The organism is Bradyrhizobium japonicum USDA 6 (assembly GCF_000284375.1).
GTDB lineage: Bacteria > Pseudomonadota > Alphaproteobacteria > Rhizobiales > Xanthobacteraceae > Bradyrhizobium > Bradyrhizobium japonicum.
The window spans coordinates 509,982-523,035 of the sequence record NC_017249.1; the positions used below are offsets into that span (position 1 = coordinate 509,982).

General features: G+C 66.1%; 12 protein-coding genes. 4 read left to right on the plus strand and 8 right to left on the minus strand.

The window, feature by feature from the left end:
• Nucleotides 1-33: 33 nt before the first annotated feature.
• The 4 genes from BJ6T_RS02350 (at nucleotide 34) to BJ6T_RS43040 (ending at nucleotide 3,945) form a co-directional block, all read left to right on the plus strand.
• Nucleotides 34-858, plus strand: a complete 825-nt coding sequence (locus BJ6T_RS02350; RefSeq protein ID WP_014490686.1) for an FkbM family methyltransferase — start codon at nucleotides 34-36, stop codon at nucleotides 856-858.
• A 24-nt stretch (nucleotides 859-882) separates the two neighbouring features.
• A complete protein-coding gene (locus BJ6T_RS02355) occupies nucleotides 883-1,269 on the plus strand; it encodes a VOC family protein (protein WP_014490687.1) in 387 nt (128 codons plus the stop codon).
• 84 nt (nucleotides 1,270-1,353) lie between these two features.
• The gene (locus BJ6T_RS02360; protein WP_028169681.1) at nucleotides 1,354-1,596 is read left to right on the plus strand and encodes a hypothetical protein; all 243 of its coding nucleotides are present in this window, start codon (nucleotides 1,354-1,356) and stop codon (nucleotides 1,594-1,596) included.
• Between the two features lie 186 nt (nucleotides 1,597-1,782).
• The gene (locus BJ6T_RS43040; RefSeq protein ID WP_080593824.1) at nucleotides 1,783-3,945 is read left to right on the plus strand and encodes an OmpA family protein; all 2,163 of its coding nucleotides are present in this window, start codon (nucleotides 1,783-1,785) and stop codon (nucleotides 3,943-3,945) included.
• Nucleotides 3,946-3,999: 54 nt separating this feature from the next.
• Here BJ6T_RS43040 and BJ6T_RS02375 read toward each other — a convergent pair whose 3' ends face one another.
• From BJ6T_RS02375 to BJ6T_RS02410, 8 genes are all read right to left on the minus strand, one after another.
• Nucleotides 4,000-4,956, minus strand: a complete 957-nt coding sequence (locus BJ6T_RS02375) for a homocysteine S-methyltransferase family protein (RefSeq protein WP_014490691.1) — start codon at nucleotides 4,954-4,956, stop codon at nucleotides 4,000-4,002.
• A gap of 104 nt (nucleotides 4,957-5,060) precedes the next feature.
• Nucleotides 5,061-6,818 carry an alkaline phosphatase gene (locus BJ6T_RS02380; RefSeq protein ID WP_014490692.1) on the minus strand — a complete coding sequence of 586 codons (1,758 nt, stop codon included), beginning with the start codon at nucleotides 6,816-6,818 and terminating at the stop codon, nucleotides 5,061-5,063.
• A 104-nt stretch (nucleotides 6,819-6,922) separates the two neighbouring features.
• Entirely contained in the window at nucleotides 6,923-8,260 is a 1,338-nt protein-coding gene (gene argG, locus BJ6T_RS02385; RefSeq protein ID WP_014490693.1) for an argininosuccinate synthase, read from the minus strand.
• 95 nt (nucleotides 8,261-8,355) lie between these two features.
• Nucleotides 8,356-9,132 (minus strand): phosphatase PAP2 family protein, encoded by a 777-nt coding sequence (locus BJ6T_RS02390; RefSeq protein WP_014490694.1) that lies wholly within the window; start codon nucleotides 9,130-9,132, stop codon nucleotides 8,356-8,358.
• A 54-nt stretch (nucleotides 9,133-9,186) separates the two neighbouring features.
• Entirely contained in the window at nucleotides 9,187-9,681 is a 495-nt protein-coding gene (locus BJ6T_RS02395; protein WP_014490695.1) for a hypothetical protein, read from the minus strand.
• Nucleotides 9,682-9,850: 169 nt separating this feature from the next.
• Complete coding sequence (gene rlmN, locus BJ6T_RS02400) at nucleotides 9,851-11,053, minus strand: dual-specificity RNA methyltransferase RlmN (protein WP_014490696.1); 1,203 nt, start codon at nucleotides 11,051-11,053, stop codon at nucleotides 9,851-9,853.
• Between the two features lie 208 nt (nucleotides 11,054-11,261).
• Entirely contained in the window at nucleotides 11,262-11,909 is a 648-nt protein-coding gene (locus BJ6T_RS02405) for an invasion associated locus B family protein (protein ID WP_028169684.1), read from the minus strand.
• Between the two features lie 105 nt (nucleotides 11,910-12,014).
• Nucleotides 12,015-12,854, minus strand: a complete 840-nt coding sequence (locus BJ6T_RS02410) for an SDR family oxidoreductase (RefSeq protein ID WP_014490698.1) — start codon at nucleotides 12,852-12,854, stop codon at nucleotides 12,015-12,017.
• Between the last annotated feature and the right edge of the window lie 200 nt (nucleotides 12,855-13,054).

Below are 13,054 nucleotides of genomic sequence, written 5' to 3' on the forward strand. Positions count from 1 at the left end.
ATGCATGCGCCGCCTGCAACGAGGACCGCCTGCTTGACGCCCGACAACGCCCCTTCATCCGCGCCGTTCGGCGCGTTTGCGCCGAATGCGGCTCAGGCTGCGATCATCCGCCTTGCGCAACAGTCGGGGCTGAAACGTGGCGCGTTCCGGCCGTGGATGTCACGGCTGGTCAATCTGCTCGGCGGCGGCCCGCTCGACGTGCAATATCAGGGCGCCTCGTTCCGCTTCTATCACCAGGGCAGCGCGACCGAGCGCGGCGCGCTGTTCAATCCCGACTACAATCTCGACGAGCTCGACTTCCTGCGCCGGCACACGCCCGCAGGCGGCACGTTCGTCGATGTCGGCGCCAATGTCGGGACCTTTGCCCTGGTGATGGCGCAGCAGGTCGGCACCAATGGCAAGGTGGTCGCGATCGAACCGCATCCGATGACGTTTGGACGGCTCTCGTTCAACCACGCCGCGTCGAAGACGACGCAGGTGCGCCTGGTGCAGGCTGCCGCGGGTGACAGCGACGGCGAGCTGATGATCGAGAGCGGCGGCGGTAATCTCGGCGCCACCCACGTCGTCACCGGCACCGCCAGCGCGGAGGCCATCAAGGTGCCGTCGCTGCGGCTGACACGCATTCTGGACGAGGCCGGCGTCGGCCAAGTCGATTCGCTCAAGATCGACGTCGAGGGCTTCGAGGACCGCGTGCTGATCGGCTTCTTCCGCGACGCGCCGCAATCGCTGTGGCCGCGCGCGGTGGTCATCGAGCATCTGTCACAAAACGAATGGCAGCAGGATTGTATCGCGGACATGGTGGCGCGCGGCTTTGCGATCGCGCGCAAGACACGGAGCAATACGTTCCTGTCGCGCTGACAGGGACCAACAACGGAGGTTGCGATGATCGACCATTTGGGTTTCTCCGTTTCCGACTATGAGCGCGCGAAAGCGTTCTATACCAAAGCGCTTGCGCCACTCGATTACAGCCTGATCATGGAGGTCACGGCGGAGCAGACCGGTCACGCTCCGGCCGCAGGGTTCGGCGCCAACGGCAAGCCGGACCTCTGGTTCGGGGCCGAAGGCGCGATGAACAAGCCGGTGCACATCGCGCTTCTCGCCAAGGACCGCGCCACGGTCGATGCCTTCTACAAGGCAGCGATTGCCGCCGGCGGGCGCGACAATGGCGCGCCCGGTATCCGCCCGCATTATCATGCGAACTATTATGGCGCGTTCGTGCTCGACCCTGACGGACACAACATCGAAGCCGTCTGCCACGCGCCGGAATAGCGCGCGTTCAGGCACGACACGACAAGGAACATCGGCGCGGCATCATCGTTGTCATTCTCTAGACAACCGAACTCGATGATGCCGATGCCGATCGACCCGCCCGAGATTCCGCCGGCAACACCGGGCACCCCCACCGAGCCGCCGCCAGGAATTCCGCCGGGCAATCCGCAGCCTGAAATCACGCCGCCGGTGCGCGAACCCGGCGAATCACCGCGGCCCGATGAATTGCCGGGCCACGTGCCAGAAGAGATTCCATCGCGCGGACCGAACGGACCGCTCACGCCGAATCCCGCGACGGATGCAAGTTCGCTGCGCGATCACATATGAGGCGAAGCATCACATGTGAGGCAATTGCAACCAGCGTCTGAATGCGCAATGAACGTCACCATAGTGAGGTGATTTGCGTGCAGAAATAAATCGGGCCGCGACCTCTTCGCCCGCCACATTCCGGCCTAACGCGTAGCTGTTCATCCCGACACTTCGTCAAAGAACCTTCCGGGGAAGTTCACTATCATGACCAACCTTCGTTTCGTGCTGCTTGCAACGACGGCTCTGACCGCGATGCAATTCGCAAGCTCCGCATCGCATGCGCAGAGCGCGCCGCCGCTCGTGGTCGCGCAGGCGCAGACACAACCACCAGAGACCGACAAATCGAAGCAGCCTCCGAAGGAAGCGCCGAAGGGACCGCCGCCCGGCGCACGTCCTGCCGCGCCACCTCCGCCTGCCGCAGCACCGCCCGCAGCTCCTGCGCGCCCGACGGCGCCGCCGCCCGCGGCTGCACCTCCGCATCCTCCCGCGCCGCCGCCGCCGGCTGCCGCGCCATCGCGCCCGACACCACCACCGCCTCCTCCGCCTGCGGCACGTCCGGCACCTCCGCCCCCGCCGCCGCCCCCACCGCCGGCAGCTCCCAAGCAGCCGTCGCCGCCTCCGGCTGCGGCACCTCAGCAGCATGCGCCTGCGCCAACTCCGCCGCCCCCGGCCGCGCAGCAGCACACGCCGACGTCGCCTCCCGCCGCAGCTCCGCCTGCCGCGCGTCCCGCTCCGACTCCGCCGGCAGCAGCAACGCCGCCCGCAGCAGCACCCGCACGTCCGGTGCCGGCACCTGCGGCTACGCCGTCGCCTTCACCGGCCGCGCCTGCGGCCCGCCCTGGCGCGGCTGCACCGACCGCCACGCCTGCACCGGCGACAACACCTGCGCCGACGGCAACGCCGGCACCGGGCGTCACGCCCGGCGCACCGCCGGCCGGTCGCCCGGGTGCACCGCCGCCCGGCGGACGTCCTGGCACGCCTCCGGCTGCAGGATCCCCCTCGCCGGCTCCCGGTGCCACGCCCGCTCCAACGGCCACGCCGGCCCCTGGTGGCGCTACGCCGCCGCCCGGCCGTCCCGGCGCAGGACCGACGCCCGCCCCCGGCACAGCTCCGGCGGCGACGCCGACCCCTGGTCAACAGGGTGGAACACCTCCCGCTGGCGCGCCCGCAGCCGGAACTCCGGCTGCGCCGCCCCAGGCCGGCGGCCTCCCGCCCCGGCCAGCGGCTCCCGCCGGCGCCGCGGCACCGACTGTCGTTCCCGGCTCTGCGGCCGCAGCGCCGCCGCCCGACAGGGCGCAATATAGACCGCCGACGGTTACGCCTGCCTTCCAGGCAAGGCCGACGGTCGTCGCACCGCTGCCACCTCCGCCGCGCCCGCCGCAGCGTGACCTGACACCGCTCGCGATCGGTGCGGGCGTGGTGGCCGGCGCCGTGATCGGAGCCACCATTGCCGACCTGCACAACCAGCGACGCGAGGCCATCGAAGGCGGCCGCACCGTCTACACCGAACCGGATCGCATCATCATCCGCGATCCGGGCGGGCAGGCCTATGTCCGCGGCAACGACCTCTATCGCTTCCGCTATGGCGCCCGCGACATCCGCACCGACACCATCGGCGGCGAAACCCGCACGGTCGTGATCCGTCCTGATGGCAGCGAGGTCATCACCGTGGTCGGTCCCGACGGTTCGTTGCTGCGGCGAATCCGCAGGGACCCCGGCGGGCGCGAGATCATCATCATCGACAACAGCTATCGCGATCCGCGGTCGGTCGGCGGCTTCTATGTCGACGTGCCGCCGCCGGTGGTCAACATGCCCTACGATCGCTACATCGTCGACGCTCAGGAGGCGTCGCCGGACGTGATCTACCAGACCATGGAGGCACCGCCGGTGCAGCGGATCGATCGGCGTTACACGCTCGACGAGATCCGCTACAGCCCCAATGTTCGCATGCAGATGCCGAGCATCGACGTCAACACGATCACCTTCGAGACGGGCTCGTGGACCATCCCGCCGGACCAGGCGGCCCGGCTGCAGGGGATCGCCGACGGTCTCAACCGTGCGATCCAGCGCAACCCGCGCGCGGTGTTCCTGATCGAGGGACACACCGACGCGGTCGGCAACGAGGTCGACAATCTGTCATTGTCGGACCGCCGTGCGCAGTCCGCGGCCGAATTGCTGACCCAGCAGTTCGGGGTGCCCGCGGAGAACCTGACCTCGCAGGGCTATGGCGAGCAGTATCTGAAGGAGCAGACGCAAGGACCTAGCCTGATCAACCGGCGCGTCACCGTCCGCAACATCACGCCGCTGCTCAACGGTGGCCAGGCCTCGCTGCCGCCGCCCCCGCCCGGCACCGCGCCGCCGCGCTGAGGCGAAGCACACATGCAAAATGGCCGGGAGCAATCCCGGCCATTTTTGTTTGGATCAGGCGCCCGCTGCCTGAGGCGGCACGCAGGCAGCGCAGATGGCTGCGGCATGCCTGTGATCAGTGCCGCAGCAGCCGCCGAGCAGTTGCATGCGCGGGAATGCCCGCCTGAGCGCCACATAACGGCGGCCGAGATCGGCGGGATCGCCGCTGTCGAGCACCTCGGACTCATCGAGCTCGGCATGACTCTTGGCCGACGCATTGGCCCTGACGCCATGAATGCGTTCGACCCATGGCTCGCCGGCTTGGAGGGCACTCTCGAAATGGGTCGGATGAGCGCAGTTGATCAGGAAATATTCGCAAGCACGTTCCGTTACATGATCGACGGTTTCGATCGCCTCCCGCAGGGTCTCTCCCCTGACCAGGCAACCGTCAGTTTCGACCGTGAAGGAGATGGCAACCGGGATCGCGTGCATCTTTGCAGCACGCACCACGCCGATGGCTTCATTGACGCTGTTCAGCGTGAACGCGGTGACCATGTCGGCACCGGCCTCGGCGAAGGAGGCGATCTGGGACGAATGATAGTCCATCGCCTCCGTCGCATCCATGTTGCCGGCCTTGTAGCCGTCGCCTCGGGGACCGATCGCACCGTTGATCACACAGGGCAGGCCGGAGGTCTCCCATGGGCCGCGCAATTCCTCGAGAAAACGAATTGCCCGCATGTTGACGGCCGTGAGCGCATCCATGTCGTAGCCGAGCTTGGCACCCCAATCAGGATTGGCGCGCCACGTCGGGCCGTCGAGCACGAAGCCGAGCCCATGCTGACGCGCGATGGCAAGATAGGCCTCGTAATACTGCTTCAGATGCGAGCGGCCGGCCTCGCTGTCGAGCAACACGAACGCAGCGAAGTGAGGAAGTTCCAGACCTTTGTGAAAGATCAGGGTGGTCTCCATGCCGCCGTCGGTCAGGAAGATGCCGCCGTGGCGCTGAGGCAGATTGTCCCTGTACTTCGCCATTGGTCGCTCCGTCGCTGCGAGGCCCCACTCATTCGGTCGTTTCAACCTCCTTCCGGTCTCATGCGAGATGGTGCCGCATAATGTCGCGCGGCACGCGACGGCTCCTACTGCGCTGCGGCGAGCCCAAGCGCATCGACCATCACGCGAAACACCTCGGTGTTGTCCATCGAGCCGTGCACGCGCTCGCTGCCCGGCCCGGTCGCCGTCAGGATGACGTCTTCGCCCGAATGCACGCTGGCGCCGATCATCGCCGACAGGTTGCCCGGGCGCAGTACCGCGCCGGGGACGTCCTTGTATTTGTCGTTGGCCTTGAAGGTCCCGTCGTCACCGGCCTTGACGGTCGGCTCGTTGGGATTGTCGAGCTTCGGCCGGAACGTCTCGTAGTGATCCGGCAGGCTCGCCGAGAAGATGGCGAGCCGGCGGCTCACGTCGACGCGCGACGGATAGCCCTCCGCATCCGGCGCCGGATAATTGGGAAATCCGGCCTGCTCGTAGACGCCGACGCGCTCGCGCAGCGGCACGTTGGGTGTGGTGCCCATGTCGTCATTCACCGTGCCGACAAGGCTGTTGGGATGATTGTGGTCCGCCAAGACCAGGATGAGGGTGTCGTCGCCGCGCGCCCGTGCCCATTCGCGCGTCTGGCGCACCGCATTGTCGAGCATGATCGTGTCGTAGACCGCCCGCTCCATGTCGAGCAGGTGCGCATATTTGTCGATCAGTCCGGATTCGACCATCAGGAAGAAGCCGGTCTCGTTCTTCGAGAGGATGTTCAGCGCCGCCTGCACCTGCTCGGTCAAATCAGGCTGCTCGGGAAATTTCTTCACGCCGCCGCCCTTGAGGAATTTGCGGTCGAGCACGCCGTCCATGTTGCCGGTCGCGAACAGGCCGAGCAGCTTGCTTGTCTCCGGCTTTGCGGCGGAAGCGCCGAGTTCGCTTGCAGTCATCGCGACCTGATAGCCTGCGTCGCGGAACTTCGCGAAGTAGTCGGCTTCGTCCTTGCGTTTGGAGCCGGCCGCGGACTTCGGCAGAAAATTCGCACTGCCGCCGCCCATCAGCACATCCGGCTTCGCCACGAAGAACTGTTCGACGATCTCGTCATAGGCGGCGCGCCGGCGGGTGTGCGCAACCATGGCGGCCGGCGTCGCGTCTTCGATCTCGGTGTTGGTGACGACACCGATCGCCATGCCGTGCCGCCGCCTGGCAAGACTCGTGATGGTCTCGACGCGAGGATCGTCGAACGGGCTTGCGGTGCGGTCCGCATAGACGCCCAGGGCGTTGACGGCGCTCTTGTGACCGGTCGCATAGGCGCTGGCCGAGTTCGCGGAGTCCGTGATGATCGAGTCCGAGCCGGCGGTCGCCACCAGCGCCATATGGGGCATGTCGTCGATCGCGAGCTTGCCGCGGCTCTTGCCTTCCGCAATCCCCTTGGACAGGATTCGCGCCGCGACCCGATGCGCCGGCGACATGCCGTCGCCGATGAACAGGATGACATTCTTCGCCTTGCGCGGACCCGTGTCGTAAACTGTCCATGCGACGCTGCGCTGCTGCGTGCCTTCGCTCACATCCACGGTGACGGTGCCGGGCTTGGTCAGCGTGACGTCGCGCAGAATCAGCGCCGACTGGTCCTTGCCGTCCTCGCGATCGATGAAGGTCCCGCCACGTCCGAACGCGGCAGCATAGTCCGCGCCGTTCACGGTCACCTTCAGCCTGGCCGGATCGACCGGCCCGGGAAACTCGACCTTGAAGTCGAACCGGGCGCCGGCCAGGATCTCGGCACGATCGATCGGATAGATCGTCTGCGCCGACAGCGACGTTGTCCAACAGAGGACGATGAGTGAGGCGAGTGCCGACCCCTTGACCATGCGCGATGCTCCGCAATCCCGTTTCCGACGGAAACGGGTAGCGTAGCGATCGAGAATGACACCGTCATTAAATCGCGCGTCGCCCGGTCGGGCGGCAAAAGGCCTCAGCCCTTGTCGCTCTCGAGCTTGAAGATCTGCGAGCCTTCGCTGCCCGACAACAGACCGGTCTTCGAGTAGAGACCGAGCTTGGTGCGCGTGTCGGCGATGTCGAGATTGCGCATGGTGAGCTGGCCGATACGGTCGGCCGGCGTGAATGCGGCGTCTTCCACCTTCTCCATGCTGAGCCGTTCCGGCGCATAGGTCAGGTTCGGGCTCTCGGTGTTGAGGATCGAATAGTCGTTGCCGCGGCGCAGCTCCAGCGTCACCTCGCCGGTGACGGCGCGCGCGACCCAGCGCTGCGCGGTCTCGCGCAGCATCAGGGCCTGCGAATCGAACCAGCGCCCCTGATACAGCAGGCGTCCCAAGCGCATGCCGCTGATGCGGTACTGCTCGATGGTGTCCTCGTTGTGGATGCCGGTGACGAGGCGCTCATAGGCGATATGCAAGAGCGCCATGCCCGGCGCTTCATAAATGCCGCGGCTCTTGGCTTCGATGATGCGGTTCTCGATCTGGTCGCTCATGCCGAGGCCGTGGCGGCCGCCGATCGCATTGGCTTCGAGGAACAGCGTGACGGGATCGCTGAAGGTCTGGCCGTTCAGCGCGACCGGCTGGCCTTCCTCGAAACGCACCACGACCTTCTCGGCCTTGACGTTGCAGTCGTCACGCCAGAACGGCACGCCCATGATCGGGTTGACGATCTTGATGCCGCTGTCGAGGCTTTCGAGATCCTTCGCCTCGTGCGTGGCGCCGAGCAGGTTGCTGTCGGTCGAATACGCCTTCTCCGCACTCATCTTGTAGGCAAAGCCCTGCGCGGTCATGAACGCCGACATCTCGGCGCGGCCGCCGAGCTCGTCGATGAATTGCTGGTCGAGCCAGGGCTTGTAGATGCGCAAGGATGGATTGGTCAGCAGGCCGTAGCGGTAGAAGCGCTCGATGTCGTTGCCCTTGAAGGTCGAGCCGTCGCCCCAGATGTTGACGCCGTCCTCCTTCATCGCCGCGACCAGCATGGTGCCGGTGACGGCGCGCCCGAGCGGCGTGGTGTTGAAATAGGTGATGCCGCCGGTCGAGATGTGGAAGGCGCCGGACTGGATCGCGGCGATGCCTTCGTGAACGAGCTGCGTGCGGCAATCGACCAGCACGGCCTTCTCGGCGCCGAACGCTTCGGCCTTGCGCGGGATCTCGTTGTAGTCGGCTTCATCGGGCTGGCCGAGATTGGCCGTGTAGGCGTAGCAGCGCGCGCCCTTCTGCTTCATCCAGAGCAGCGCCGCGCTGGTATCGAGACCGCCCGAAAACGCGATGCCGACTTTCTCACCCTTGGGCAGGCTTTTCAGGATCGTGGTCATAGGGCTTCCAATCGGGTCTCAAAGGGGCTGATGAACGGTGCGAACTTGACCGCGCGAATATCAAATTTCGCTGGGGTCGGCACGCATTTAATGGCTCAAACCGAGGGCTCAGGGCCCGTCTTGCGGCCGAACAGGCGCTGGCGGAGCCGGTAGGCGGGCATGTTCAGCCGGGTCAGGGCGGCATCGACCGCCTCGTCCGAGAACCGGGTCCGCGGCCAGCGGTAAATCAGCGCGTAGGCGAACCAGATCACGACGAAGGTGACGAGGCCGGCGATCGAGACATCGGTGAAGAAGTGGCCGCCGAAGGCCATCCGTAGCCCGCTGGTGACCGCGCCGAAGATGACCGCGCCGGCGTAAGCGAGCGGCCGCCATGCCGGCGGCGCCAGCGCAGCCGGCGCCAGCGTCCAGAATGCGGTCGCACCCTCGCCCGAGAAGAACGAGCAGTTGCGCGCGCAGTCGCCGCGCGGATCCCACCACGGCACGAATTGCTGGTCGCCGGCGAACTGCGTCACCACCACCGGCCGCGGCCGGCCCCAATAGGTCTTGAAGGTGAGATTGGTGAGAATGCCGGCGGACAGGATGATGGTGACCAGCAGGAAAACGATCGCGCGCCCCGACACCATCAAGGGACGGTCGGGCCGGATCATCTTGACCACGAGCGCGACCAGCGGCGGCAGCACGAAGGCCCAGGCGACCCACATCGCGGCGTCACGCGCGAAGCCCGCCCATTCGTTCAGCTTGAGTGGAAACGTCTTCGTCTCGGGGTCGAAGAACAGGGCGGCGAGCTTGAGATCGAGCTCGGGATAGAGGCCGAAAACGACGCCGATCACGAGCCACAGCGCCAGGGCAATGAAGAGTCCAGTCCGGTTCATGGCGCGCGGTTTAGCGGAGTGGGGCCGGGATGAAAACCCCGGAATCGGCGCGACCTATCGCGCATCCGGCCTCGAATTCGACGGCAGCGGCGGAGGCGGTTTGCGCGAGGGCGGCGGAATACGCCAGGCGCCGGCATTGCGGCCAGCGATCAGCCAGTAGACCACGCCGGCGACGATCCCCGCACCGGTCATGATCTCCAGATGCCGTCGCACGATGCCTTCGAACTGCAAGGTGTCGGAGTGGAAGGGAACGAGGCCGAGATAGCAGGCGAGCCCGACGAGACCGCCGCCGGCGGCGTAAGCCAGCGCGCTGCGGATATAGAGCGCTTCGGTGATCGCGACGATCACCGCCGCCGGAACCAGTGCAAAGCCCGAGACGAAGATGAAGCCGAAGCCGAGCAGGATATCGATCGCGCCCTGATCGACGGGACCGGCGCCGAGATCGGCGAATTCCGGAAACAGCAGCGCGACGGCAACGATCATCCCGCCGACGAAGCAGGCGGCGAGAAAGCCGATGAAGATGACGATGAGGCGGCCGATCAGGGACATGCCAAAAATGCCAACTCAGCCGTCATTGCGAGGAGCCACCCGGTCCCGCATTCGGCGGGCCGGATGACAGACTCCGCGACGAAGCAATCCAGACCGTCTCCGCGGAGGGAATCTGGATTGCTTCGCTGCGCTCGCAATGACGGGGATGCGAGAGCGCGGGCACGCATCCTCAATCCGTCATCGCCATGGCGCGCAGCGCCTGGCGCTCGCGGGCCGAGAGCTTTTCGGTCTCCGACTTGAGCTGGCCGCAGGCGGCGAGGATGTCGCGACCGCGCGGGGTGCGCACCGGCGAGGAATAGCCGGCATTGAAAATGTATTCGGAGAATTTCTCGATCTGGTCCCAGTCCGAGCATTCATAGGCGGTGCCGGGCCAGGGATTGAACGGGATCAGGTTGATCTTAGCGTGAATGCCCTTGAGCAGCTTCACCAGCAGCTTCGCATCGTCGAGCGAATCGTTGACGCCCTTGAGCATCACATATTCGAAAGTGATGCGACGGGCATTCGAGGCGCCGGGATAGTCGCGGCAGGCCTGGAGCAGCTCCTTGATCGGATATTTGCGATTGAGCGGCACCAGCTCGTTGCGCAGTTCGTCGCGCACCGCGTGCAGCGAGATCGCGAGCATGACGCCGATCTCCTCGCCGGCGCGCACGATGTTCGGCACCACGCCCGAGGTCGACAGCGTGATGCGGCGGCGGGAGATGCCGATGCCTTCGTTGTCGCCGACGATCAGCAGCGCGTCGCGCACCGCGTCGAAATTGTAGAGCGGCTCGCCCATGCCCATCATCACGATGTTGGTGACGCGGCGCGTGCCGTCCTCGCGATCGGCCCAGTCATTGAGGCGGTCGCGCGCGACCATCACCTGTCCGACGATCTCGCCGGCGGTGAGATTGCGCACCAGCCGTTGCGTGCCGGTGTGACAGAAGGAGCAGTTCAGCGTGCAGCCGACCTGGGAGGAGACGCAAAGCGTGCCGCGATCGGTCTCGGGGATGTAGACGCACTCGACTTCATGGGCGCGCTCGACATTGTCGCCGCTCGGCAGCCGCAGCAGCCATTTGCGGGTGCCGTCGTTGGAGATCTGCTCGGCCACGACTTCGGGACGGTCGACCGTAAAATGCTGCGCGAGCTCGGCGCGAATGCCCTTCGAGATCGACGTCATATCGTCGAAGCTTTGGGCGCCGCGGAAATAGAGCCAGTGCCACAGCTGCTGCACGCGCATCTTGCGCTGCGCGGGCGCAACGCCGATCTTGCCGAGGCGGTCGGCAAGCTCGCTGCGCGACAGGCCGATCAGCGAGGGCCTGGCCGGCGGCACATAGGTTTCGAGCGGAGTCTTCTCCACCAGTATTGCGTTGTGCGGCTCGGTCGTCGGTTGCATTGGTTGCCTGATATCTCTCGTCATGCCCGGGCTTGTCCCGGGCATCCACGTTCTGTTCCACCCGTTGCTAGCGCGTGGACGGCCGGGACATCTGGCGCTTCGCGCTTTAGCCCGGCCATGACGGCTACACCTTTGGGATACCCTTATATAGCAACCGGAACCGCCGATTGCGACCGTGATACCGCCCTCAGGCTTAACGCCGGCAGTCCTACCGCCTGCAATCCTGGGCGATCCGGTCGAGCGCCTGGGCGAGGCCCTTCAGCGAAAACGTATCGGTCGTCTCCGTTCCCTTGGCCGAGATACCCTTGACCACGAGATCGGCGGATTTGCGCATGGCCTCGACCATCCGCTCTTCCTCGGCCGCGTTCTTGATCCAGAGGCCGTCACCCTGCGTGTACATCGCGAACGCGGCGCCGCCGACCTCGACCGAGGATTCCGAGCCCGGCTTCAGCGCATAGCCGATCATGACCGAGACTTCGTTGTTCACCCTTTCCGCCGGCCGGGTCGAAACGAAGGCATAGGCGGGATCGCGCGGACGGTTCGGCGGGTTGGTCTTCGACGACGACGGCTTCGCCAGCGCGAAGCAGACCTTCTTGCCGTTGGGGGTAGCCGAATAGGCGCCCCAGGTGCCGAACTGGCCGATCAGGGTCGGCTCCGCGCCGCCCGCAACCGCGGCGGCGGGAGCCACCGACTTGCTCTCTGGCTTTGCTGCTGGCTTTGCAGCCGGATTGGCCGCCGGCGCGGCCGCCTTTGGTGCGGCTTTGGGCGCCGGTTGCGCCGTCTGCGCCCGCGCGGAATCGGTGATTCCCACGGCCGTAACGCCCGTCATCAAGGCTAAAATCAGCACCCGCCACATGCTGGAGTGGTTCCCTCAATATTGTGACTGGAAGATGGCCCGGCCGCGCTTTGTCCCCCGGCAGGGATAACCGGGAAAGTCCAATTTGGGAAGGCAGTTAGCGGCTCAGCCTTTAGATCGCGCAGCGCGCTGCTCGGCCCATTGCGCGTCGGTCCAGCGCAACAAATCCTCGGCGCCGGAACTGCGCAAATGCGCGCCACCGTCGATCACGACCATCTCGCCATTGATGTAACCGGCACGGTCCGAGACCAGGAAGCTGGCGAGGTCGGCAAGCTCACTGTGCTCGCCGGTGCGCCCCATCGGGTTGCGGGCGGTCCAGCCTTCATCGCGGCCCTCGGGACGGAGCTGTCCCGAGGCGCCCGCGGTCGGGAACGGGCCCGGGGCGATCGCGACGGTGCGGATGCCCTTCGGGCCCCACTCGACCGCGAGACTCCTGGTCATCGCCAGCACTGCCGACTTCGCCATCGCCGAGGGAACCGTGAAGGCGCGGCCGGTGATGGTCGAGGTCGAGAGGATCGAGAGCACGACGCCGCGATGCTTGCCGTCGATCCAGCGCTTGCCGGCGGCGAGCGTGCAATACATCGCACCATGCAGCGTCGGCGCGAGGATCGCGTCCGCAGCGCGAAACGACAGATGCTCGCTCTGCGCGATGAAGGTTGCGGCAGCGTTGTTGACGAGAATGTCGAGCGGCGCCTCGCGCCAGATCGCATCCATCATGCCCTCGACGGCCGCACCATCGCGAATATCGCAGGCCATCGTCGCGACCTTACCGCCGGTCTGCGCGCGCATCTCGCTCGCCGTTGCTTCCAGCCGGTCGAGCTTGCGACCACAGATCACGAGCTCGGCGCCGAGCGCGAGGAAGCGGCGTCCCATCGCCGCGCCGAGGCCGGAGCCGCCGCCGGTGACGAGGATGCGCTTATCCCTGAGCAGACCTGTTTCAAACATCGTTTGAATCCTCTTTCCACGTAAGCCGTCATTGCGAGGAGCGAAGCGACGAAGCAATCCAGACTATTTCCGCGGGACGGACTGGATTGCTTCGCGGAGCCTGTCGTCGGGCCGCGCTTCGCGCGGACCCGGTGGCTCGCAACGACGAGGATAAGCCGGCGCGTAGCCTCAGACAAAGAATCTGGATTGTCGCCCGTGCC